The following is a 22,425-nucleotide window of genomic DNA, read 5'->3' as shown; positions in this document are numbered from 1 at the left end:
CAACATCGATGGAGCCAGAGCCATGTCCAAGCCGAACACGGGACCGACCATCCTCATCGCCGACGACGATACCGCGTTGCTCACCGCTCTGAGGCTCCGGCTCGAAGCCGAGGGCTTCGCCGTCGTGACGGCGCAGGACGGCTACTCGGCCGTCGACCGCGCGACGCACGCTCGCCCAGACCTCATCGTGCTCGACGTCAACATGCCCGCGGGCAACGGCTTCAGCGTCCAGGCCAGGCTCCAGAAGATCGAGGAACTGCAGCAGACGCCCGTCATCTACCTCACCGGTTCGGCGGCCGACTCCATCGACCGCTCGGCAGCGGCCCTGGGCGCGTTTGCCGTCATCCACAAGCCATTCGCGACCGCCGACCTGCTCGCCACCATCCATGAAGCGCTCGCGAACGTCCCCTCCGCTGCCGCAGGCTGACCCAGTTGGCCCTCGGTCAACGCAGTCAACCAAACGACTCGTCCTGAGGCCGTCGCGCTAGCATTGCCGCACGGGGGGCGATGATGGCCGATGCGGACCGCCTCTCGATCGATGCCGCGCAGGCAAGGCTCCTGTTGTCGGAGCAGTGCCCGACGCTGGCCGACCTCGAAATCGTGCCGTGCCCCGTCGGCGGTACCGCGCACGTGCTGTTCCGACTGGGACGCGAACTCGCGATCCGCTTTCCCACGTCGGCAGCGGCGGCGACGCAATGCCGGAAAGAGCAGGCCTGGCTGCCGCGCATCGCTCCCATGCTCTCGGTCCCGATCTCGACGCCGTTGTTCGTCGGCGAAGCCACCGAGCGATTCCTGGGCCCCTGGTCCGTCGTCCCCTGGCTTGAGGGCGAGGCCGCGTGGTCCGCGTCTCACGCCAACCGCGATGCACTCGGAAGCAGTGTTGCCAGGTTTATCAACGAGCTCTCGACGTTTGACGCAGCGGGCGGTCCCGTGCCGGGCGACCACAACTTCGGTCGGGGCGTACCCCTCACCGAACGCGACGCCGCAACGAGAACGGCGCTCGACCAGATCGCGGACGCCGTGCCCGTTGAGCGCCTCGCGGCCATCTGGGAGCGGTCGCTCGACGCCGAGGCGGCGGTCGACCACGCGTGGATCCACGGCGACCTGCACGGCGGAAACCTGATCGTCGCCAGCGGCGACCTCGCCGGCGTCATCGACTTTGGCGGTCTCGCGGTCGGCGATCCCGCCTGCGATCTCGCTTTCGCCTGGTTCGAGCTCGGCCCGCGACAACGGCAGGCATTCCGGGCGGCAACCGGGGCTGACGATGCCCGCTGGGCTCGGGCACGCGGCTGGGCGCTCAGCATCGCCGCCATCCAATTGCCCTACTACCGCGACCGACATCCTCACATAGAACGGCTCGCAAGGCGAACGCTGGCCCAGGTGCTCGAAGACGATCGTTGATCCGTGCTCGACCAGCACTGGGTGGTTGGGCGGACCGACAACCGCGTCGCCCCTACACTCCTCGCCCACGCCGGAGTGGCGGAATTGGCAGACGCGGTGGATTCAAAATCCACTTCTGGCAACAGAGTGGGGGTTCGAGTCCCCCCTCCGGCATTGACGCTCGTCACGGGGACTCCCGATCCGGCGATGCATTGCAAGCTTGATCGCACGCCAGGCACGCCGGCATGACCATCCCAACAAGGCTCGGGCTTCCTCGATATTCGGGCGGGCTCACCGCTGGGGCGCATCGAGGGGACACAACGGGCCGAACGGTGTTCCGACTGCGGTGCCGTCCGGCTGCCCGAACGCTTGGGAACGAGCACAGCGAGTAATACGCCATGATGAAGAGCGCGAGCATCCTTGTTTCAACCATCGCTCTGTCGAGCGCCACAGTCGCCCAGCCCGAGATCATCATCGAGCAGGCGAAAGTCCTCGCCGGCGATCCAGTCTCCGTGCGAGTCCATGGCCTCGAGCCGGGCTCGCTCGCGATCATCAACGCTTCGCGATTTAACAACCGCTCGCGAGCCTGGTACGACGCTTCCGCCGCGTTCCGCGCCGACGAGCAAGGTCGCATCGATCCCATGGCCGATGCGCCGGTCGCGGGCCGATGGACCGGCGCCGACCCCACCGGCCTGTTCTGGTCGATGCAGCGCGCCGAGCCGCAAGCCGATCCCCCAGCAACGTCGCGTGCCTGGGGGCTCGTCACGTTCTCGGTGGACGCCGACGCCGACGGCATGCCCGACGCGACGGGCGAGGTCGAGCTGCTCCGAGGCCGCGACGACCTCGTCGAGATCCCCGTCGGCGACTCGATGCCAGGTGCGTTCCTCATGCGACCGCCCGGCGACGATCGACTGCCGGTCGTCATCGCGCTCGGCGGATCGGAGGGCAACGACGGCGCTGCCCGCAGCGTCGGCCGCCAGCTCGCTTCGCGGGGCTTCGCCGTGCTCGGTCTGCCGTACCACTCGCCCGCCTGGGGAGACCAGGAGCAGAAGTTCCCCGAGCTGCCGCGAGCGTTCGCGAACCTCCCGCTCGAACCACTTCGCGACGCGCGAGACTGGATCCGCACGCGAGACGACCTCGACGGCGAGCGCATCGGCATTTGGGGCGTCTCCAAGGGCGGCGAGTTCGCCCTCGCCGGCGCAAGCCGCATCGAAGGCTTCGCCGCCATCGTCGCCTACGTGCCCAGCGACGTGATCTGGGAGGGGTGGGGCGTCGGCCGCGGCCAGCCGTCGCCCAGCAGCTTTAGCTGGGAGGGCGAGCCGCTGCCCTTCGTTCCCTACCTGGGCATGGGTGCCGAGTTCGCCAAGGGCCAGCGAGACCAGCCCGTCAAGATCCGCCTGGCCCACGACGCCGGCCGCCTGGCCAACCCCGATCGCATCGCCGAGGCCCGCATCGAGGTCGAGATCATCGATGAGCCCGTCATGCTCGTCGGTGGCGACGGCGACACGACCTGGGACTCGGGCGACATGGTCCGCAACATCAAGGAGCGCCGCGACGCCGCGGGGCTCGAGACCCTTCTGATCGTCGACCGCGAGGCCGGCCACGGCCTATCGGGCCACGCCTACACCCCGCTGGATCGCCACGACGCCGCCGTCCGGCGAGAGGCCTTCCGGGTGATGATCGAGTTCTTTCGCACGCACCTGGGCGCTGACGAAACCAACGGCGGCAAATAAAAAACCCCGGGACCTGCCCGGGGCTTCAGAGTGCGGATGAGAGGAGTCGAACCTCCACGGGATTTTACTCCCACTAGGACCTGAACCTAGCGCGTCTGCCAATTCCGCCACATCCGCGGTGGCTGCCAGATGGCGGTGGGGAGTGTAGCACGCATCCCCGCCCCGGAGCAACCGCCGCCCGGGCTCGGGCGGCCCGCGTGCGGCTCCTTGGCCCTACCGCTTGTTGCCCTGCTCCTTGGCCTGGGCCTTGGCCACGTACCGCTCGAGCACCTTCGAGCGGATCTCCTTGGCCAGGTCCGGATTCTCGCGGATGAACTGCTTGGAGTTCTCTCGCCCCTGGCCCAGCCGCACCTCGCCGTAGCTGAACCACGCGCCGCTCTTGTCGACCACCTTGTACTCGACGCCCAGGTCGATCAGGTCGCCCGAGATGCTGATGCCCTCGTTGAACATGATGTCGAACTCGGTCTGGCGGAAAGGCGGCGCCACCTTGTTCTTCACCACCTTGGCGCGCACGCGGTTGCCCACGGCCTCGTCGCCTTCCTTGATCGAGCCAATGCGCCGGATATCGATGCGCACCGAGCTATAGAACTTCAGGGCGCGGCCGCCGGGCGTCGTCTCGGGGCTGCCGAACATCACGCCGATCTTCTCGCGGATCTGGTTAATGAAGATCACCGTGCAATTGCTGCGAGCGATGATGCCCGTGAGCTTGCGCATTGCCTGGCTCATCAGCCGCGCCTGCAGGCCCACGTGGCTATCGCCCATCTCGCCCTCGATCTCAGCCCTGGGGATCAACGCCGCCACCGAGTCGACCACGATCACGTCCACCGCGTTCGATCGCACGAGCAGCTCACAGATCTCCAGCGCCTGCTCGCCCGTGTCGGGCTGGCTGACCAGGAGATCGTCGATGTTCACGCCCAGCCGGCGCGCCCACGAGGGGTCAAGCGCATGCTCGGCGTCGATGAACGCCGCTACGCCGCCGCCCTGCTGGGCGTGCGCCGCCACGGTCAGCGCCAGCGTCGTCTTACCGCTCGATTCCGGGCCATACACCTCGACGATCCGGCCCCGCGGGATGCCGCGCCCGCCCAGCGCCAGGTCGAGCGAGAGCGCGCCCGTGCTGATGCCCGGGATGTTGAGCGCCGCGTTCTCGTCCAGGCGCATGATCGCGCCCTTGCCGAAATTGCGCTCGATCTGCCCGACGGCCAGGTTCAGCGCCTTGGCCTTCTCGGGGCTGGGTTCGGCTTTCTGGGAGGCGGTGGTGGGGGCCTTGGTGTCGCCCTTCGAGCTGTTCTTCTCGGGGGCCATCACCTCGACCGCGCCGTTGGACTTGCCGTCCGGCTTGGTGCTAGACCGGGCGTCGGTCTTCGAGGACTTCTCGGCGGTCGCGGAACCGGCAGAACCCTTCGTGCGTGCCATAGGGCACCTCCAGATGTCTTCGGCGTGCCGTGGCCTGCGGGAGAATCTCGTTCTCCAGCCGGGCGTCACGCCGCTGCAGCGCTCGTGGCCCGGGCCCGGTCCACCATGACCGAAGGGCGTCGGGGGCCGGGGGCGGCGCTGGTCGCGTGCCCGGCCGGCCGAGTGTACCAGAGCCCGAACAGGCGGTCAAGTGTTCGGGTCATGATCTGTGTGAAGTTTTCGTTGCCCCGCCCCCGGCCCCGTATGCTGGCGGGCAGACACCCGAGGAGCGAGACCCCATGCCCGAAACCATCACCATCGACGGCCCCTGCCCCCTGACGGCCTACGTCGTCAGCGACGCCTCGGGCTGGACGATCGAGCCCGCCGGCCCCACCCGCGAGTGGATGGACAAGACCCCCGGCAAGGGGGCGTATCGATGCCTGCCCCTGGCCATGGCCAACCAGAGCGGCTGGGTCATCCCCTGCCCGGCCACGGTCTCGATGAAGTGGAACGGCAAGGACGCGCCCGACGCGCTGGCCGTCAAGGTCCACGATGGGCCCAAGGGCATCGACCAGTTCATCGTCAGCCACTTCGGCAGCGGCATCGTCACCTTCCGCCTGCCTTGGCTGTTCCGCACGCCGCCCAAGATCGGCCTGTTCGTCCGCGGCGCCACCAACTACCCGAAGGACTACGCCGTCCCGCTCGACGGCTTGGTCGAGACCGATTGGTCGCCCAGCACGTTCACGATGAACTGGAAGATCATGAAGCGCGGCACCGACGTCTGGTTCCGCAAGGGCGAGCCCATCTGCATGATCATGCCCTACCCGCTCGCGCTCCTCGAGTGGACCGAGCCGGGCGCGATCAACATCGAGAAGGAGCCTGCCACGCAGAATGCCTACCTGAGCTGGGCCGCCAGCCGACAGCAGGCCATCACCCGCCACCAGGGCGGCACCGACACGTGGCAGAAGGACTACATGAAGGGCCAGACGGCCGGCGGCACCGTGGCGCCCGAGCACCACCGCACTCGCCTGAAGCTCAAGCAATTCGACCAGCGCTGACCAAGCCTGCGGCTATCACTCGCAGCCCGCGTCGAACGCGTTCTGGAAGCACAGGAAGTCGAAGATGTCCAGCGAGCCGTCTTCCGTGCAATCGGCCGCCAGGTCGCCGGCGTCGAACGCGTTCTGGAACGCCAGGAAGTCGAAGATGTCCAGCACGCCGTCCTCGTTGAAGTCGGCAAAGCACGCCGAGCCCACGCATCCCGTGCGCCGGACGAGCCCGCGCACATCCACGGCGGGATCGCCCACGAGCGTGAAGTTGCCGGCCACGTACAGATCATCGTCCCAGACGTGCAGGCCAAAGACGCTGGCGAACGAGCCGCTCGTCGCGGGTTGGCTCGCGATGCCACCATCGACCGGAACCCACTCATCGTCGACCAGCTTCGCGAGGTACTCGATGGGCGGGACGGCCGTGCCGGCAACGTACAGGGCCGGACCGGTGCCATCGTCCCAGACCTGGAAGTCGGTCACGCGGCCGCCAAACTCCTGACCGACGGCCGACCACGCCACGCCGTCCCACTTGTACACGCTGGCGAAGGGCGCGCCCGAAGCCCGCACGTTGCTGCCGCCGACGTAGAGCGCCGGGCCGGTGCCGTCATCGAACACCGTCATCGCGCCGATCTGCGACGTCACGCTCCCGGCGGTCAGGCCCCCGCCCACCGCCTCCCACGAGGTGCCGTTAAAGCGACCCAGCATGCTGGTGTTGAATGCGCCGCCGATCGAGTCGAACCGGCCGCCGGCGTAGAGGGCCGGCCCCGTCCCGTCATCGAAGGCCTCAAGGCTGAACACGGTCGGGCTGAACGTACCCGTGATCCCCGTGCCATCGCCGACGGGCAGCCACTCGTCTCCATCCCACTGCGCCAGGTCGGCTCCGAAAGCGCCACCGATCTCGGGCCACGCACCGCCGATGATCATGTTCTCGCCGTCGCCGACGTCGGCCGTGATCATCGCCCAGATGCTCTGCGGTGCGGGCAGGCCGGCGCCCATCGACACCCACTCGTCGCCGTTCCACGCCGCGATCGACCTCGTGTCGGCCACGCCGCCCGCGCTCGCGAAGAACCCCGCGACCACCAGTCGCTCCTCGCCGAACACTTCGAAGGGCATGATGTTGGTCAGGAACCCGTTGGTGCTGCCGGTGCTCAGCCCGGGCGTACCAACGCGTGACCACGTGTCGCTGTCGCGATCCCAGGATGCGAGGCTCGTGCTGCCCGGCACACCGATGATGCCGCCGAACGAACCACCGACGTACAGCCGTTCACCGCTGCCGTCGTCCCAATTTATCATGGGCTGGACGTACCCGCGATCGACGCCGGGGTTGCCGACCTGGCCATCCCACGCCGGCTCGCACTGGCCGAACGCGCTCGCTGCGACACCAGCGGCCAGGATCACTCCAACGGTGCTCTTCGTCTGCATCTCGCTCGCCTCCTCACGGGGTTCCTTCTCCGAGCAGATCATAACAGCAGAACCCCCTCGTTCGATCCACGAGCGAGGGGGAATCAGCGTCACGACGCGTCGTAGCGAGTTATCCGGGCTTGTACTACGGGCAGCCCGCGTCGAACCCGTTCTGGAAGCACAGGAAGTCAAAGATGGTCAGCGAGCCATCCTCGTCGCAGTCGGCCGCCAGGTCGCCCGCGTCGAAGGCGTTCTGGTACACCAGGAAGTCGAAGATCGTCAGCTCACCGTCGCCATCGAAGTCGGCGTAGCAATCCCCGGCCGTGCAGCCCGTCCGCCGGACGATGCCGCTGGCGGCCTGGCCATCCACGGACTCGAAGCTACCGCCGACGAACAGGTCACCGTTCCACGATCCCAGGCCAAACGTTGATCCGCCGGCCACGCCGCCGTCGACGCCCACCCACGTTCCGCCTTCGAGCCGGGCGATCCGACCCAGCGACGAATCGCTCGTGGTCATGTACAACGCCTCGCCGCTGCCGTCGTCCCACGCGAACAGCCGGGTCACGATGCCGCTGATGTCCTGGCCGACAACGGACCACTCGGCACCGTCCCACTTGAAGACGTCGCCGGTGCCGGTGGCGCTGGCGGCAAAGAAGCTCCGCCCACCAACGTACAGCGCCGGGCCGGTGCCGTCGTCGAACACCGCAAGCTGGCCCGCATCGCCCGTGATCGAGCTGCGCACGAGCCCGGCGCCCACCGGCTCCCAGGCGCCGTCCTTGAATCGGCCGAGCAGCGTCGTGCCGGGCACGCCGTCGATCTCGTCGAACCGTCCGCCGGCGTACAGCGCCGGACCCGAACCGTCATCAAAGACGACCGCGCCGAAGACGTTGGGCGTGACGACGCCGGTCAGCGGCGCACCGGTGCCAACCGGGGACCACGAGTCGCCATCCCACGCCGCGATGCCGCCGGCGGTCACGCCACCAATCTCGGTGAACGACCCGCCCGCATACAGCAGGTCGCCGTCACCCACGTCGCCAGACGCCAGCGCCCAGATCGCGTCCGGGTTCACCAGGTCTGCTCCCATCGAGAGCCACTGCGTGCCGTCCCAGGCCGCGATCGACTGCGTGCCCGACAGCCCGCCCGCGCTGGCGAAGAAGCCACCGACCACCAGCGTCTCGCCGCCGTCGACCTCGAAGGCGTCCATGCTGGTGACGAAGCCGTTGGTGCTGCCCGTGCTCAGCCCGGGGCTGCCCAGCCCGCTCCAGTCGCTGCCGTCCCAGGCCGCGATCAGCAGCGTGCCGGGCACCCCGCCCATGCTGCCGAAGGAGCCGCCGGCGTAGAGGGCCTCGCCCGTGCCGTCGTCCCAGACGAACAGCGGCTGCACGTAGCCGTCGTCGACGCCCGGGTTACCGATGGACACGTCCCATGCGGGCGTGCACTGCCCCAGGGCGGCGGCGGCCGAGGCGGCAACGCCGGCAACGGCGGCAAGGCGGGTAGGACGCGTGGTGTGCGTAATGATCAAGAATCTCTCCTTCGATGCTCATGGGTGGGACGGCAAGCCAACGCGACCTCCCGTGACATCTTCGAACGTCCGGCGGCCCCATGCGGCGGGAACTGGCCGTCCGGTAACGGACGAATCCGACCGACCGCGCAGCATGCTCGTCCCAGAACACGCCGCGCTGTGACCCCTTCGCGGCCGACCGCCGATGGATCCTCGGGCGGCACCATGATCGCCCGACGAGGGAGGATCTTGATGCGCGCTACCACCGCCGACGCCACCCCGGATACCAGCGAAGGGCCGAACACCATCCGCCAGACGTTCGGCCGGGCCCTGGTGATCTCGCCCAAGGGCCCCAGCCTCAGCGAGTCTGACGCCGCGGGCGTGCTGGCCGAGTCGATGCCAGATGCGGTCCGGGCACGCGGCCGCGTCGTGCTCGACATGGCGCGCGTCGAGTACATGTCCAGCGCCGGCATCTCGATGCTCGTGCAGATACGCGAGACGTGCATGGGCGAGGGCGGCACGCTCGTGCTCTGCAACCTGGCCAAGCCCATCGCCTCGGTGCTCAAGGGCACGCGCGTCGACCGCCTGTTCGTGATCACTTCCAGCCGCGAGAAGGCGCTGGCCAAGATCGACCGCTAGGTCCGAGATCGGGCCTCAACGACGGCCCGAGAGCCGCCCGCCCATCCGCTTGGGCGGTAGCTTCGTGGGCACCACTCCGCCGGGGAACTTCTTCTCGTCTCCGCCCTTGGGAAGCACCTTGCCCTGCCGCTCGAGCGTGCGCTGCTTGGAGCGTTCCTCGCGGGCGGCCTCCTGCTCGCGCCGCTCGCGTACGGCCGCGGGCTCGGGCCCGGGCTTGAAGTCCGGGTAGTCCATGAACGGAATGTGCGTGTTGATCCGGTTCTCGATCTCGGTCAGCAGGGCGCCCTGCTCGGGGGTCACCAGGCTCCAGGCCACGCCGCCGCGCCCCGCGCGCGCGGTGCGCCCGATGCGGTGGATGTACAGGTCCGGGTCCTCGGGCAGGTCGTAGTTGATGACGTGGCTGATGCCCTCGACGTCGATGCCGCGGCTGGCCAGGTCGCTGGCGATCAAGACTCCGAGCTCCCCCGTCCGAAGCCGGCTCATCACGCTGTTGCGGCGGCTCTGGCGCATGTCGCCGTGGATGGCCACCGCATCGATGCCCTTGTCACGCAGCAGCTTCTCGAGGTCGTCCACCACGCGCTTCAGGCGGCAGAACACGACCGTCAGCGCGGGCTCCTCGTGCGTCAGCAGGTGCACGAGCAGCCGCTTCTTGTCCCACGGCTGCACGGTCAGGTAGTGCTGCTCCACCACGCTCACGGTGAGCGAGCCGGCCGAGGCGACCAGCTTCTCGGGGTTGTTCATGTACTGCCGGGCGAGCTTTTCGATCTCCTCGGTCAGCGTCGCCGAGACGAAGATCGTCTGCCGGTCCTTCGGGCACGCGCTCATGATCCGGCGGATGTCCTCGCGGAAGCCGATGTCCAGCATCCGGTCGACCTCGTCCAGGATCGCCACCTGGATCTTGTCGAACCGCAAATAGCCGCGCCGCTCCATGTCCATCACGCGGCCCGGCGTGCCGACGATGATCTCCGGCTTCTTAGCGAGCTTGCGGGCCTGCTTCTCGATCGGGTCGCCGCCGTAGATCGCCACCACGTTCAGCCCGCTGTGCTTGCCCAGCGTCTGGAGCTCGCTGGTGATCTGCAGCGCCAGCTCGCGCGTCGGAGCGAGCACGAGCGCCGCGAAGCTATCGCCCGGGTCGACCAGCGACAGCAGCGGCAGGCCGAACGCCGCCGTCTTCCCCGTACCCGTCTTGGCCTGGCCCAGCACGTCCTTGCCCGTCAGCGCGACGGGAATCAGCATCGACTGGATCATCGTCGGGTGGACGAATCCCTCGTCGTCCACGCCATCGAGCACGTCTTCGACCAGATCGAAGTCGTCGAACGTCACCGAGCGATCGAAGATGGTCTCGTCACGCTCGGCTTTCTTGCTCGGGCCCTTTGGCGCCCGTCCACCCGACCCACTCCGGCTGGAGTTCGTGGCGGGCTTCTTCTTGTTGTTGGTCTTCTTCGAGGGGGGCAGCGTGTGATTCCTCTTGGTCGTGGGGGGCGCGCCCGGGGGCGACGCCCGTTCGAGTCGGTCGATTCAGCTCGCCGGAATGGCGTGCACCTTGGTGCGCGTGACCTTGCTGCGGCCGCCGCGGCTGGTGGTCTTCTTGCCGCGCGTCTTGCCGGCGGTCGAAGTGGTCTTCTTGGAGACCTTCTTGCCGGTCTTCTTGGTCGTGCTCTTCTTCGTGGTCTTCTTGCCGACCTTGGCGGTCTTCTTGGTCGTCTTCTTCGACGTCTTCTTGCTGGTCTTCTTGCCGGTCGTGCCGGCCTTCTTGCTGGTCTTCTTGGCCATTGGTGTCCTCGACGCGGCTCGTGCCGCGGGCACGTCTGATGCCCTCACGCTGAGGGCCACAATGCTAGCACCAATCCGCTCTGGTGTTAGGCCTCGGGCCGGCGAAAGAACATCGAACCGAAGGTGTACCGAGCCTGCGGGTGCTTGCGATTCAGCGGGTATCGATCGCCCGTATCGACGAAGTCCCCACCGATCAACGGCAGTCCGATCAGGTCGCCGAGCTTGTGCGCGTCGTCCATCGTCCGCATCGGCGCCTCCATCGGCCCGTGCTCACCGAAGTCGAACGTGATGCACAGCATCCCGCCGGGCTTCACGAGGCCACCCATTCGGCTGGCAACCCGCTCCTGCTCGGGCGGCAGGATGTGCTCGATCACGCTGAAGCAGTACACCCGGTCGAACCCGGCCTCGGGCGCGCCCAGATCCGCCGCCGACGGATCCTCTTCGCCCAGGTTGGTCGTCCGGCAGTCCAGTTCCAGCCCCTGCCGCTCGGCCGCGTCCATGCTCTGGCGGGTCATGGTGGGGTCGATGTCCAGGCACACCACGCGGTCGCCCAGGCTCCCCAGGTACAGGATCGGTAGCGTCATCGCGCCGCCGACGTCCAGGCAGTGCAGCTTCGCGCCCGGCTCTCGCGTCGGCCCGCTCGCGCCCGTGAGCGCCAGCCCCCGGCTGTACTCCCACATCTTGTGCGGCCGCACGTACCAACGCTTCTTCACGGCGCCGTTCACGCCCAGCGGCTCGCCCTTCAAACGCCACCGCAGCACCCACTTCTTCATGTCCGCGACGGTGGGGGCCACCCGCGGGTCGCGCGCGTCCTCGAACTGAAGCGTCTTGTTCACGCCGCTCAGGTCAATCGACGAAGGTCCGCTCACGGGCGCTCGCTCCTGCTGGATCGTGGTCACCGCCGCTCCTCTCGCTGTCGGCCCGCCTGGTCCTGGAGCTCCAGCAGGCACACGTACTTCATGAGGGTATATGCAGCCATCGCGCCGGCCGCCGCCCAGCCCCGCGTGCCGTCCCGATACCCGCGCCGGAACACCGCCTGCCGCACGAACGCCTGTACCGGCGAGATCGCCAGCTTCAGCGGCCCCGCCCGCCGTCCCTCGGCGTGCAGGCTCGTCGCCATGAGCTGGGCGTGCCCCACGTGCTTGCGCATCAGCTCGGCAAACCCCGAAAAACTATCGTGCCGAAGGTCGCCCGCGAGGTCGGCCGTCGCTTCTCCGCCATCGATCGGCCGCAGCTCGTCGTGCGGGTCGAGCCCCTCCCATCGGTACCGATCCCGCCGAACCAGCCGAAGCCGCCACTCGGGCTGCCACGTGTGCTCGAAGTACCGCCCGTCGTAGAACACCTTGCGGTTCACGCGGTAGCCGCTCGGCCCGCCCTCAGACTCGAGGTCGAGCGCTTCGATCGACCGCCGAAGCTCGGGCGTCAGCGACTCGTCGCTGTCGAGCGACAGCACCCAGGGCTGCCCGCATCGCTCCAGGGCGAACTGCTTCGTGCCCACGTACCCCTGCCATTCGGCCTCGATCACCCGCACCCCGTTCTCGCCGAGCATGTCCAGCGTGCCATCGGTCGAGCCCGAGTCGACGGCCACGATCTCTTGCCCCAGCCTGCGCACGCTCTCGAGGGTCCGGCCGATGGTCGCCTCGTTGTTCTTGCAGATGATCGCCACCGACAGCGGCTTGGGAACGTCGGGCATGGGCGTCCTCGGAGCGAGAATCCGGGCGACGAAGCCGGCGTGGCATCGAGCATGCCCGCCGTCCGGCGACCGGAAACCGCCCGAACATACACTAGGGCCAGATGGCCGAGGCTCCCAGCTTTTCCGCACGCCGGCACGGCCCCACGGGCGACGGCCCCGAGTGGGCCCGCGCCCTCTCCCAGGAGCCCTGGGCCGATTCGGCGACCCTGCTCAAGGAAGACGGCGGCGTCCGCGTCATGGCCGCCGAACTGCGCGGTCGGCCGGTGGTCCTGAAGTTCTACCGCTACGGCGGCCCGCTCGGCCGGGCCCGGGCCCGCCTGGGCATGGCGGCCGGCGACCGCCACTGGGCCGGTGCCGCGTTGCTGGCCGCCGAGGGCATTCCGTGCGCCCCGATGCTCGCGCTCTTGAGCCGCAAGGACGGCGGCGTGCGCGAGGACTGCCTGGTCATGGGCCGCGTCGAGGGCGTCAGCCTGCTGCACTGCCTCGATCAAGCAAGGCGAGGCGAGATGCCCCTGCGGCGCCAGCATGCGCTTGCCGACGCGGTCGGCCTCCAGGTCGGATGCCTGCTCGCCTCGGGCCTGCACAACCGCGACCACAAGCCCAGCAACCTCATCGTTTCCTTCGATGGCGATTCGCCCACCGTCGCGGTCGCCGACTGCCAGGGCGTGCACCGTCTCAGCCGCGACCGCAGCCGACACTCGATCCGCACGCAGGCGAGCCTGGCGCTCGAGGCCATCGGCGCGGGCGTGCTGCCCCGCCGCGCGATCATCGCCCGCACGCTGCGCGCCGTCATGGCCGCCTACACCGCGCGCCGCTTCGCGAAGATGCCCGTCGAGCAAGCGCTGGTGCTGACGAAGGCCGAGCAGGACCGCGTCCTCGGCTCGCTGCCGCGCGGCATGCCGCTCAAGGCCTGGCCGCGCATCGCCCAGCGCATTCGAGGCCACGGCGACCCGACGCCACGCGTCGATCCGCTCGCAACCCCGCAGGCGGCGAGCCAGTGAAGCGCGACGACCTGCCGACCAAGATCTGCGAGACCTGCGGGCGCACGTTCGCGTGGCGCAAGAAGTGGGAACGCTCCTGGGAAGACGTCCGTTATTGCTCCGACCTGTGCCGCCGCGAGAAGCCCGGCGACCTCGACGCCCGGCTCGAAGCCGCCATCCTCGAGTTGCTCTCGAAGCGCGACCGCGGCGCCACCATCTGCCCGAGCGAGGCGGCCCGCGCCGTCGAGCCCGACGACTGGAAGCCGCTCATGGAGCGAACCCGCCGCGCCGCCCGGCGCCTCGTCCGCCAGCGCAAGCTCTCCATCACCAAGGGCGGCAAGATCGTCGACCCCGACGATGCCCGCGGGCCGATCCGGCTGCGGCTCGCGAGCTAGGAACCTACGCGTCCAGCGAGCTCGCCCGGCCGATCGCCGCGTCGCCGAACCGACTGCGGATGACGTCGGCCGCCTCGTCCACGCGGCTGGCGCGTTCGTGCTCGGCCGCGTCGAACAGGCCCGGCCCCTCGGGCGCGTGCAGGTGGCTCGCGCTGACGCCCAGCAGGCGTACCGGCTCGAAGCCCTTCCTCGCCCAGGCATCGAGCAAAGCGCACGCCTCGCGCACGATCGCGCCGCTGTCGTGCGTCGGTTCCGCGAGCGTGTGCGCCCGTGTGATGGTCTTGAACTCACCGTTGCGCACCTTCAGCGTGATCGTGCCCGCCGCACGCTCGGCCCTCCGCAATCGCCATCCGACGCGCTCGGCCAGGTCGACCACCTGGGCGTGGCACTGCTCGAGCGTGGTAAGGTTGTCGCCGAACGTCCGCTCGTGGCCGATGCTCTTGGCCCGCCGGTCGGTCACCACGGGCCGATCGTCGATGCCGCGGCAGCGGTTGTACAGGCTCTCGCCCAGGCTGCCGAACATCGCCTTGAGCGTCTTGAGGTCGAGCTTCTGGACGTCGCCGAACGTACGGACGCCGAGGCGCTCGAGCTTGGCCTGCCCGACCGCGCCCACGCCCCAGAGCCGGGAGATCTCCAGGGGCTCGAGGAACGCGTCGATCTCGCCCTCGCGCACGACGACCAGGCCGTCGGGCTTGTCCAGGTCGCTGGCGATCTTCGCGACGAGCTTGCTGGGCGCGACGCCCAGGCTCACGGTGAGCCGCGTCTGCTCGCGTACGTCGTTCTTGATCTTCCGCGCGATCGCCTCGCCGTCGCCCAGCAAACGTAGGCTGCCCGTGACGTCCAGGAACGCCTCGTCGATGCTCAAGGGCTCCACCAGCGGCGTCACCGACTCGAACACCTCAAACACCTGGCGGCTGGCCTCCTTGTACTTCTCGTAGCTGCCCTTGACGAAGATCGCCTGCGGGCACAACCGCGCCGCGACGGCCCCGGGCATCGCGCTGCGGCAGCCGAACTTCCGCGCCTCGTAGCTCGCCGCGGCCACGACGCCGCGCTTGCCGCCCCCGCCCACCAGCACGGGCTTGCCGCGCAGCTCGGGGTTGTCACGCTGCTCCACCGACGCGAAGAACGCGTCGAGGTCGGCGTGCAGGATGGTGCGGGATTCGCCGGCGGCGGGCATGATCCGATGGTACGAGCGAGCGACCCTCAGGGGACGCACTGTTCGGCGTACCGGCTACGGGCAGCCCGCGACGAACTCGTTCTGGAACGCCAGGAAGTCGAAGATGGTGAGCCGGCCGTCGCCGTCGAAGTCGGCGGCGGGGTCGCCAGAATCGAACAGGTTCTGGAACTCCAAGAAGTCGAAGATGGTGAGCTCGCCGTCGCCGTCCAGATCAGCGGGGCAGAACGGCCCGCACCGATTCAGCAGCACGCTCGCCGCGTTGCCGGTCGCGTTGAAGACGACCATGTCCGGGTCGTTGTCGCCGTCCAGATCGCCAAGGGCTACGCCGCCGGGCCCAGCGCCTGCTCCGTACAGGTCTTGCGGCGCAAGCGTGCCGTCACCGTCGCCCAGAAGCACGCTCACGCTGTTGCCCAACAGATTGGGCAGCATCACGTCGAGGACGCGGTCGCCGTCTACGTCTGAAAGGGCGACGTCGAACGGTGAACTTCCCGCGGCGTATCGCACCTGCGGCCCGAACGTACCGTCACCGCGACCCAGCAGGACGCTCACGTCGTCGGTCACCTCGTTGGCTACGACCAAGTCGAGCTCGCCATCGCCGTTGAGGTCGCCCAGTGCCGGACTCTGAGGCTGCTCGCCCGTCGCGTAGCGAACCTGCGGCGCCAGCGTCCCATCGCCGTTGCCCAATAGCACGCTGGCATCGTCACTCAAGACGTTCGCCACGACCACGTCCAGCGTCCCGTCGCGATTCAGGTCGCCGAGTGCCATCCGCCACGGTCGATCGCCCGCGGCATACGTCACCGCCGGCGCAAACAACCCGCCGGTGTTGAGCATGACGCTCACGACGTCGAGGTCCTGATTCGGCACGACCATGTCCAGGTCGCCGTCGCGGTCGAGATCACCCAGTACGACGTCCCTTGGCTGATCGCCCACGGCCACGCGCCGCTCGGGCCCGAACGTCCCATCGCCATTGCCCGGCAGCACGCTCACGTCGTCGGTTCGAGCGTTGGGCACAGCGATGTCCAGCCTCCCGTCATTATCCAGATCGCCGAGCGCCACGGCCTGTGGCTGGTCACCCACGGCCCGCCGGGTCGACGGTCCGAACGTGCCGTCACCATTGCCGAGCCGGATGGTGATGTCGTCGCTGAACGAATTGGCAACCACCATGTCCAGGTTGCCGTCGCCGTTGAGATCGCCGAGCGCGATGCCCGAAGGGAACGAGCCGGCGGCGTAGCCCACCGGTCCGTCGAACGCCTGGCCGGGCGAGCAATCCTGTGCGATCGCGGGACCCGCGCACACTAAACCGGTGGCCGCCGACACGATGCGGATCGGCCACGGACCGCCATCATCGAACGCTGCTGGCATGTCTCTCTCCTTTTCCGGTCGGGGTGGGCAAGCGCCCATACCCCCTTGTATACCGGAAAAGGGGCGAAACCGCAAGGCAATTTTCACGAAGCGGCCCGCCCGCGAGTTTCCGAGGGGGCGCGAGCCGCTCGCCCGCGGGCAGAAAGCAGGATGTTCAGTCGATCGACGGCGCCCGATCGAGTTACGCCGGCACCTGGCACGTGCGCGTTCTTACGTCCGCAGCATCCGGGCGATCTTCTCCAGGTGCTCTGCGCACAGCGGCTTGCTCAGGTAGTCCTTGATCATCGAGCAGGCGTCGGCCCGGGCCCGGTCCTCGGGGTTCAGCGACGTCGTGAGCATGATCACGACCATCTGGGCGAAGCCGTGCCCGATCTCGCGTTCGGCCGCATCGAGGAACTCGAAGCCGTTCATCCTCGGCATGTTGATGTCCAGCAGGATGGCATCGATCTCGGGTCGATCGTCGCTGCGGAGGAACTCAAGCGCTTCCTCGGCGCTGAGGAACGTAATCAGCTCATCCACCAGCCCCGACCGCTCCACGGTCCGCCGATAGAGCAGGTGATCCATCTCCTCGTCGTCGATCAGCACCAGCGTGCCGATCCGGAGTGCCGTCGTCTCGTTCATGTTCGTTCCCCGTGTGCCGGAAGCGTCACCCGAAACATCGATCCCTCACCCGGTTGGCTCTCGACCGAGATGGTGCCGTCGTGGTTCTCGGCGATGCGCCGGCACAGCGACAGGCCGAGGCCAACGCCCTGGATCTCGTCGCCCCGGTGGAGCCGTGCGAACATCTTGAAGATCTTGTCGAAGTAGGCCGGATCGATGCCCTGGCCGTTGTCGGTCACCGTGACGGCGACGCGCCCGCTTGCGCGATCCGCTTCGCAGCCAATCTCGACGCGCGGCGTCGCCCCAGGCCTGCGATACTTGATCGCGTTGCTGATCAGGTTCTGGAATAGCGCCCGGAGCTGGGGCTCGTGTCCCTTGATCGTCGCCAGCGGCTGCCGGATGATCTCGGCGCCCGTTTCCTTGATCACTCCCGCCAGATCGCCCAGAGCGCTCTCCAGCGGTGCGTCGAGGTCGACCGGCTCGAATCGCGGCGGCTCGCCGATGACCCGGGTGTATTGCAGCAGGTCATCGATCATGGCCTGCATGTTCCCGATCGTCATCTGGGCCATGCCCAGCAGCTCACGCTGGTCGTCGTTCATCGATCCGTCGTCCGCCTGCACGACTTCTTCCAGCAGCATCCTGAGCGTGTTGGTTGGCGCCTTGATGTCGTGCGACACGCTATAGGCGAAGCTGCGTAGCTCTTCGGCCGCAGATTCGGCGGCTTCCTTGGAACGCAGCGCCTGATCCTCGGCTCGCTTGAAGTCGGTGATGTCGTTGTGGGCGCCGAGCATCCGGATGGCCCGGCCCGATTCGTCCCGAATGGCCATCCCGCGGCAGCGAACCCAGACGGTCGACCCGTCGACGTGCCGGAACCGGACGATCTCCGAGTAGGGAACGGCCGGATCAGCGAAGTGCCGCTCGAGGCTCTCCATCACGGCGTGGAAGTCTTCTTCGAAGACGACTTTCACGAATTCCTCGGGCCGGTGCTCGCGTGTCGCCGGGTCGATGCCGAGCAGTCGCCAGTACTCCGGGCTGATCCATAGGTTGTCTCGGTCTTCGAGATCCCAATACCAGACGCCATCCAGTGAAGCCTCCTGCAAGAAGCTCCACATATGCGGATTCCGGGTGATGAGCTCGTCTAGTTCGCGGCCGAGATAATGGCGATCCGTTGTGGTGGCTGGCATTCCCGGTACCCGTCCGTTCCGTTCGCGATCAGTCCAAGAACTCAGACGCTGGAGCCGCCTTGCGCACGAGACGAGTCAAGGCGGCGACATCATCCGATATGCAATCTCATCGGCACGACCCCGCCCCGACTCGTCCGTCAAGATCGGAACCAAGGGAAGAAACTGCCTCGGCCATCGGGCACCGCTGCCAAATGTGGTCCGAGAAGTCGGCGCTCCCACGAAGTAGCACGGCATTGATCGAGTCCGGCCAGCGGCTGCGTCGTGCGTAAAGCGGCCTGACTGCTCAGGGCCCGAGGTCGATCCGGACGCGCTCGCCAAGGGCTTCGATGGCCGCTTCGACCTCTTCGACGATCAGGTCCGGGCCATCCTCGCTCCACCACTCGGTCCTGGGGCGCAGGGTCGGCTCACGATCGAGCGGCAGTTCGTGCATCGCCGCGAAACGGGACCTCGTGGCATCGGGGTGACGCGACACGTAGAGCCGGTCGAAGCAGACCGCGTCCAAGTCGTCGCGGGCGCGCACTCGAAAGGCGATCTCGATGCAGCGATCCTGCTTGATACGTGGGAAGTCCATCCGCGTGATCCAGGCCTCGACGTCCGCAGCGCCATCGGTCACGACCCGCCCTTGCAGACTCTCCGCAACCCGTTCGGCGAGCATGAGGCCGACCTGCGCTTCGCCGAACGCCGCTTCGAGCTTGCGGATGCGTTCCCGCTCGGCGTCATCCGAACCGACGATCGCACCGATGACCGACCCAACGCCGGCGACGAACGCGCCCACGACGAGTCCTGGGGCAGCGACGAACGTCGTGAGGAGCGGATCCCCCTGTCCCGCCTCGAGGCTCGCGCCCATGAGCTGAACGCCGGGGGAGGCGCCGGCTGCCATGCCACGAACAGCGCCGCCCACAGGTGCCGGCGCGTCACCGAGAAAGGCCGACACCGTCGCGCCTGGTCCCGGGCGATCTTGCATCGGAGTAGGGCGGTCGTACCGCCGCATTGACGAATGTACGATCGGTCCCTGCACGCGTGCGAGCGCTCTTCCCTGGGCCCGCTCGGCTTCGATGATCGCCGCCGCCTCGGCCCACTCGTCCGACAGCGACAGCTCGTCAGATCTGGTACCTCGGTGCACGCTGCCGACGTACACGACGCCGACGCCCTCGGGCACGGCAAACTCGATGCGCGGCGCGTCGAGCTGCGTCGCTGCGTCGAACACGCTCTTGTGCTCGACGAGACTGACGTGCCGGCCGGGCTTCAATACCTGGTAGAACCAGCCTTGCTTCGCGAGTTGCTTGGAGAGCGCTCGCGGGATTGGCCTCGATCCGCGCGACGTAAACGAGTCGGCCGGGCCATCGAACGCCAGGCCAAAACGGCTCGGCTCGTGATCGTGGCCCTTCGTGTATCGGTACAAGACGAACGCGGCCTCGCCACGCTCGATCCGAGATCGCTCCCTGGCAGTCGGCTGCCCGATGTATGTGCACGCGGAGGCGAAGGCCGCGATGCACGCCAGGGCAATCGCCAGACTGACGCGGGCTCCGATCATCCGACGATGTCCTCTCGACCAAGCATCGGCTCGCCATCGGTCAATAGCAGTACTCTATCAACGCCAGTCGCGTGGCCAAAGAACGCTTCTAACGTATGCGTAGTTTCGGCCAGCTCAATCTTGTATAGACGATCGAACAATCGTCGCAGGGTTGACACGCTACGTACTCCTTCCGCGTGAGAAACACCCATGCGTACCGGCCTCCCGCGTCGCTGCGCAACATTCGCTCGGGTCTTAGCAAGCATGATGCCGTGAAAATAGCGTGAATAGGCAACACTGGGCGTGAGTACGCAACAGGATTCGCGCTTCTCTTTGTCGTCACCGGATTCGTGTGTTCAGCATCGTGCACTCGGCGTGGTCCGCCCGGCGCGACGCGGTGTCGCATGCCGCGAGCGGACTGCGAAGGTCCTGGGATCGAGAAGGAGAAGAACCATGAGAATGCAATTCGCTACCGCCGTTGCGTCGCTCGCGCTTGCCGCGACCGTCACGACGGCCCAGCCCCTGTCGGCCTTCGGCCTGCCGCACGAGGCGCTGGGCGACGCCGTGCTGCGACCCACGGGCGACAGCCTGGTCGTCTCCAACATCGGCTCGTCCGGCCAGGACGGCGTCCGCATCAGTCTGGGCGAAGCCGAGTTCCACGTCGTCACGTTCGAGCCACCGCCCCTGACCAGCCTTCCCGACGGAGCGTTCCTCGAGACGACCGTCCGCGGCGTGGTCGACGGCGTGCCCGACGCGTTCGTGTGGTCGCTCCGCTCGACGGCCCGCGGCGGCGACTCGTTCCTGAGCTTCGACGCCACGCGAGTCCGGCCCGCCGCCCTGCGTCTTGAAGCGCGGCTGGGCGGCCAGACCGTCGACGAGGTGCGCACCACCGACATCGATCCCAGGCTCGAACTCGTCGAGATCCGCCGGCTCGAGGGCTGCATCATCGATCCCTTCTGGCCCATGCCGCCCGAGTGCTGGGCCATCGTCGCCTTCCCGCGGCCGACCGAGATCGTCCTCCTGGGCGGTGACGTCGTCTTCGCCGACGAGATCATCGTCGCCACCGTCGGGCAGGAGGCCGTCGTCGGCACCCTCTCGGCGACCGAGATGCGTGGTGCCGAATACCGCGAGATCGCGCTCGTCGACGAGGCACTGGGCCAGTTCGACTTCGAGCACCGCGCCCTCGGCGAGGCGCAGTTCCAAGCCCGTGGCGATCACCTGACGATCTCGAACATCGGGTCGAGCGGACAGGACGGCGTACGCATCAGCTGGTTCGAAGAGACCGGTGCCCGCGAGGGCTTCGACGTCGAGATGGTCGCCCTCTCGCTCCGTGGGCCCGACCAGGGCCTACAGCTCGAGGCGACCGGCCGCGTTCCCGGCGCCGCCCCCGTCTCGCTGGGCACCTCCAGCATCAACAACGGCGTCGTCACCGCCGACTTCCGCGACATCGGCGCCCAGACCGCCACGCTCATCGGCCTGCTCGACGGCCGCATTGTTGACCGGCGCGAGGTCCCTGCGGGCGGCCGCGTCATCGTGATGGACGAGATCGTCGTGCACGGGTGTGGCAAGCAGCCCTCGCTGCCGCTGCCACCGTTCCCGCCCTTCCCGTGCTTCATCTGGCGCTTCGACGAGACGCTGATCTCGCCCATCATCGGCCCGCCCTACCGCGCCGATGAGGTCCGCATCCTCGCGTCCGACGCCACCGTGCCCTTCGAGGGGCTGGAGAGCTTCAGCATGACGGCCAGGGGCATCGACCAGATGACCTTCCTCGACGAGTCGTTCGGCATCCCGTGCGTGGCCGACTGCGACGGCGACGGCCAGCTCGACTTCCTCGACTTCCTGTGCTTCCTCAACGCCTTCGATGCCGGCGACCCATCGGCAGACTGCGACGGCGACGGTCAGCTCGACTTCCTGGACTTCCTGTGCTTCCTCAACGCGTTCGATGCCGGGTGCCCGTAAGCCCGCCACTCACCAAGGAGACTCGAGATGAGACATATCTGCACGATCCTGGCGGTTGCGGCCGCCTCGCCGATGGCCTTCGGCCAGCTCTACGGCTGGGAGATCAGCGTCGATGACCCGATCCTCGGGCCGGTGACCAGCGCCTTCCCCCAGTCGACCACCATCACGGTGTCGGCGAAGTTCGACGACAGCGTCGACTACGCGTTCGCCACCGGCCTGTTCGATTTGGTCGGCACCGATCCGCTCGGCCCGGGCATCGCCGGGGTCAACTGGACGACCAACGGCCTGATCTCGCCGTTCGACTTTTCGGGCACGTCCGACGGCGTGCTGACCGGCACGGGCGCGATGGACGTCCTGCCGGGCCAGCTCCATGCGCCGTTCATTCCGACCATCGGCGTGAGCGACAACCCCGTGGCCGTCTGGACGATCAACTACACCGCCACCGATTTCAGCGCTGACCGCGTCATGCCGCTGGAGACCATCACCGACCCGGGTAGCAAGGGCTTCTGGGTCTACGAGTCGCTGGCGGGATCGGCGTCGCGCCAGATCGACGTCGGCTCGCTCATGGAAGGCATGGGCGAGATCCGCATCGTCCCGGCGCCGGCATCGCTCGGCCTGCTCGGCCTGGCCGCGGGCGCGCTCTGTGTTCGCCGCCGGCGTTGATGACCGAGCCCGATACGTGACGGTCAAATGACCG

At 68.0% G+C, this 22,425-nt stretch carries 21 protein-coding genes and 2 tRNA genes; 10 read left to right on the top strand and 13 right to left on the bottom strand.

The features are described 5' to 3' along the window. The first annotated feature begins 22 nt into the window (after positions 1-22). The 4 genes from RIA68_09105 to RIA68_09090 all read left to right on the top strand — a co-directional run bounded on the left by RIA68_09105 (position 23) and on the right by RIA68_09090 (position 3,113). Positions 23-427 (top strand): response regulator, encoded by a 405-nt coding sequence (locus tag RIA68_09105; GenBank protein ID MEQ8317599.1) that lies wholly within the window; start codon positions 23-25, stop codon positions 425-427. Between the two features lie 83 nt (positions 428-510). After that, positions 511-1,401, top strand: a complete 891-nt coding sequence (locus RIA68_09100) for an aminoglycoside phosphotransferase family protein (GenBank protein ID MEQ8317598.1) — start codon at positions 511-513, stop codon at positions 1,399-1,401. Between the two features lie 69 nt (positions 1,402-1,470). After that, positions 1,471-1,554, top strand: a tRNA-Leu gene (locus RIA68_09095). Positions 1,555-1,778: 224 nt separating this feature from the next. Next, entirely contained in the window at positions 1,779-3,113 is a 1,335-nt protein-coding gene (locus RIA68_09090) for an acyl-CoA thioesterase/BAAT N-terminal domain-containing protein (protein ID MEQ8317597.1), read from the top strand. Positions 3,114-3,144: 31 nt separating this feature from the next. On the opposite strand, the gene RIA68_09085 is transcribed toward RIA68_09090, so the two are convergent. Together RIA68_09085 and recA are read right to left on the bottom strand one after the other, a co-directional pair. Further along, a tRNA-Leu gene (locus RIA68_09085) sits at positions 3,145-3,230 on the bottom strand. A gap of 96 nt (positions 3,231-3,326) precedes the next feature. Further along, entirely contained in the window at positions 3,327-4,526 is a 1,200-nt protein-coding gene (gene recA, locus RIA68_09080) for a recombinase RecA (GenBank protein MEQ8317596.1), read from the bottom strand. 278 nt (positions 4,527-4,804) lie between these two features. On the opposite strand from recA, the gene RIA68_09075 reads away from it, so the two are divergent. Then, the gene (locus tag RIA68_09075) at positions 4,805-5,563 is read left to right on the top strand and encodes a DUF6065 family protein (protein MEQ8317595.1); all 759 of its coding nucleotides are present in this window, start codon (positions 4,805-4,807) and stop codon (positions 5,561-5,563) included. Between the two features lie 15 nt (positions 5,564-5,578). Here RIA68_09075 and RIA68_09070 read toward each other — a convergent pair whose 3' ends face one another. Both RIA68_09070 and RIA68_09065 read right to left on the bottom strand, forming a co-directional pair. After that, complete coding sequence (locus tag RIA68_09070) at positions 5,579-6,973, bottom strand: GC-type dockerin domain-anchored protein (protein ID MEQ8317594.1); 1,395 nt, start codon at positions 6,971-6,973, stop codon at positions 5,579-5,581. Positions 6,974-7,097: 124 nt separating this feature from the next. Continuing rightward, positions 7,098-8,474, bottom strand: a complete 1,377-nt coding sequence (locus RIA68_09065) for a GC-type dockerin domain-anchored protein (protein ID MEQ8317593.1) — start codon at positions 8,472-8,474, stop codon at positions 7,098-7,100. 231 nt (positions 8,475-8,705) lie between these two features. Here RIA68_09065 and RIA68_09060 point away from each other — a divergent pair, with 231 nt between their 5' ends. Continuing rightward, entirely contained in the window at positions 8,706-9,092 is a 387-nt protein-coding gene (locus RIA68_09060; GenBank protein ID MEQ8317592.1) for an STAS domain-containing protein, read from the top strand. Positions 9,093-9,107: 15 nt separating this feature from the next. Here the strand turns inward: RIA68_09060 and RIA68_09055 are convergent, their stop codons facing one another. The 4 genes from RIA68_09055 to RIA68_09040 form a co-directional block, all read right to left on the bottom strand. Beyond that, positions 9,108-10,415 (bottom strand): DEAD/DEAH box helicase, encoded by a 1,308-nt coding sequence (locus tag RIA68_09055; GenBank protein MEQ8317591.1) that lies wholly within the window; start codon positions 10,413-10,415, stop codon positions 9,108-9,110. Positions 10,416-10,610: 195 nt separating this feature from the next. Further along, positions 10,611-10,865, bottom strand: a complete 255-nt coding sequence (locus RIA68_09050; GenBank protein MEQ8317590.1) for a hypothetical protein — start codon at positions 10,863-10,865, stop codon at positions 10,611-10,613. A gap of 86 nt (positions 10,866-10,951) precedes the next feature. After that, the gene (locus tag RIA68_09045; protein ID MEQ8317589.1) at positions 10,952-11,764 is read right to left on the bottom strand and encodes a class I SAM-dependent methyltransferase; all 813 of its coding nucleotides are present in this window, start codon (positions 11,762-11,764) and stop codon (positions 10,952-10,954) included. Beyond that, a complete protein-coding gene (locus RIA68_09040; GenBank protein MEQ8317588.1) occupies positions 11,761-12,558 on the bottom strand; it encodes a glycosyltransferase family 2 protein in 798 nt (265 codons plus the stop codon). Before RIA68_09040 ends, RIA68_09045 begins: the two co-directional genes overlap by 4 nt. Before the next feature lie 101 nt (positions 12,559-12,659). On the opposite strand from RIA68_09040, the gene RIA68_09035 reads away from it, so the two are divergent. After that, complete coding sequence (locus tag RIA68_09035; protein ID MEQ8317587.1) at positions 12,660-13,559, top strand: hypothetical protein; 900 nt, start codon at positions 12,660-12,662, stop codon at positions 13,557-13,559. Next, the gene (locus RIA68_09030; GenBank protein ID MEQ8317586.1) at positions 13,556-13,933 is read left to right on the top strand and encodes a DUF2256 and DUF3253 domain-containing protein; all 378 of its coding nucleotides are present in this window, start codon (positions 13,556-13,558) and stop codon (positions 13,931-13,933) included. Before RIA68_09035 ends, RIA68_09030 begins: the two co-directional genes overlap by 4 nt. A gap of 4 nt (positions 13,934-13,937) precedes the next feature. Here the strand turns inward: RIA68_09030 and RIA68_09025 are convergent, their stop codons facing one another. The 5 genes from RIA68_09025 to RIA68_09005 all read right to left on the bottom strand — a co-directional run bounded on the left by RIA68_09025 (position 13,938) and on the right by RIA68_09005 (position 19,790). Further along, positions 13,938-15,110, bottom strand: a complete 1,173-nt coding sequence (locus RIA68_09025) for a DNA polymerase IV (protein MEQ8317585.1) — start codon at positions 15,108-15,110, stop codon at positions 13,938-13,940. Positions 15,111-15,164: 54 nt separating this feature from the next. Beyond that, positions 15,165-16,472 (bottom strand): VCBS repeat-containing protein, encoded by a 1,308-nt coding sequence (locus RIA68_09020; protein ID MEQ8317584.1) that lies wholly within the window; start codon positions 16,470-16,472, stop codon positions 15,165-15,167. 210 nt (positions 16,473-16,682) lie between these two features. After that, positions 16,683-17,093, bottom strand: coding sequence for a response regulator (locus RIA68_09015; protein ID MEQ8317583.1), 411 nt, complete (start codon positions 17,091-17,093; stop codon positions 16,683-16,685). Beyond that, positions 17,090-18,184: an ATP-binding protein gene (locus tag RIA68_09010; GenBank protein ID MEQ8317582.1), complete on the bottom strand. Its 1,095-nt coding sequence runs from the start codon at positions 18,182-18,184 to the stop codon at positions 17,090-17,092. Before RIA68_09010 ends, RIA68_09015 begins: the two co-directional genes overlap by 4 nt. 355 nt (positions 18,185-18,539) lie before the next feature. Then, positions 18,540-19,790 (bottom strand): hypothetical protein, encoded by a 1,251-nt coding sequence (locus RIA68_09005; protein ID MEQ8317581.1) that lies wholly within the window; start codon positions 19,788-19,790, stop codon positions 18,540-18,542. 432 nt (positions 19,791-20,222) lie between these two features. On the opposite strand from RIA68_09005, the gene RIA68_09000 reads away from it, so the two are divergent. Both RIA68_09000 and RIA68_08995 read left to right on the top strand, forming a co-directional pair. Continuing rightward, on the top strand, positions 20,223-21,728 hold the full coding sequence (locus RIA68_09000) for an EF-hand domain-containing protein (protein ID MEQ8317580.1): 1,506 nt from the start codon (positions 20,223-20,225) through the stop codon (positions 21,726-21,728). A 27-nt stretch (positions 21,729-21,755) separates the two neighbouring features. Continuing rightward, on the top strand, positions 21,756-22,391 hold the full coding sequence (locus RIA68_08995; protein ID MEQ8317579.1) for a PEP-CTERM sorting domain-containing protein: 636 nt from the start codon (positions 21,756-21,758) through the stop codon (positions 22,389-22,391). The last annotated feature ends 34 nt before the right edge of the window (positions 22,392-22,425 follow it).

The sequence above is a fragment of the Phycisphaerales bacterium genome, assembly GCA_040217175.1.
GTDB lineage: Bacteria > Planctomycetota > Phycisphaerae > Phycisphaerales > UBA1924 > JAHCJI01.
This window is presented reverse-complemented; position numbering and strand designations above follow the sequence as displayed.

Coding starts and splice junctions, on each gene's coding strand:
- RIA68_09105 (MEQ8317599.1), top strand. CDS start 23: ATGTCCAAGCCGAACACGGGACCGACCATCCTCATCGCCGACGACGAT.
- RIA68_09100 (MEQ8317598.1), top strand. CDS start 511: ATGGCCGATGCGGACCGCCTCTCGATCGATGCCGCGCAGGCAAGGCTC.
- RIA68_09090 (MEQ8317597.1), top strand. CDS start 1,779: ATGATGAAGAGCGCGAGCATCCTTGTTTCAACCATCGCTCTGTCGAGC.
- recA (MEQ8317596.1), bottom strand. CDS start 4,526: ATGGCACGCACGAAGGGTTCTGCCGGTTCCGCGACCGCCGAGAAGTCC.
- RIA68_09075 (MEQ8317595.1), top strand. CDS start 4,805: ATGCCCGAAACCATCACCATCGACGGCCCCTGCCCCCTGACGGCCTAC.
- RIA68_09070 (MEQ8317594.1), bottom strand. CDS start 6,973: ATGCAGACGAAGAGCACCGTTGGAGTGATCCTGGCCGCTGGTGTCGCA.
- RIA68_09060 (MEQ8317592.1), top strand. CDS start 8,706: ATGCGCGCTACCACCGCCGACGCCACCCCGGATACCAGCGAAGGGCCG.
- RIA68_09050 (MEQ8317590.1), bottom strand. CDS start 10,865: ATGGCCAAGAAGACCAGCAAGAAGGCCGGCACGACCGGCAAGAAGACC.
- RIA68_09040 (MEQ8317588.1), bottom strand. CDS start 12,558: ATGCCCGACGTTCCCAAGCCGCTGTCGGTGGCGATCATCTGCAAGAAC.
- RIA68_09035 (MEQ8317587.1), top strand. CDS start 12,660: ATGGCCGAGGCTCCCAGCTTTTCCGCACGCCGGCACGGCCCCACGGGC.
- RIA68_09025 (MEQ8317585.1), bottom strand. CDS start 15,110: ATGCCCGCCGCCGGCGAATCCCGCACCATCCTGCACGCCGACCTCGAC.
- RIA68_09020 (MEQ8317584.1), bottom strand. CDS start 16,472: ATGCCAGCAGCGTTCGATGATGGCGGTCCGTGGCCGATCCGCATCGTG.
- RIA68_09015 (MEQ8317583.1), bottom strand. CDS start 17,093: ATGAACGAGACGACGGCACTCCGGATCGGCACGCTGGTGCTGATCGAC.
- RIA68_09010 (MEQ8317582.1), bottom strand. CDS start 18,184: ATGTGGAGCTTCTTGCAGGAGGCTTCACTGGATGGCGTCTGGTATTGG.
- RIA68_09005 (MEQ8317581.1), bottom strand. CDS start 19,790: ATGATCGGAGCCCGCGTCAGTCTGGCGATTGCCCTGGCGTGCATCGCG.
- RIA68_09000 (MEQ8317580.1), top strand. CDS start 20,223: ATGAGAATGCAATTCGCTACCGCCGTTGCGTCGCTCGCGCTTGCCGCG.
- RIA68_08995 (MEQ8317579.1), top strand. CDS start 21,756: ATGAGACATATCTGCACGATCCTGGCGGTTGCGGCCGCCTCGCCGATG.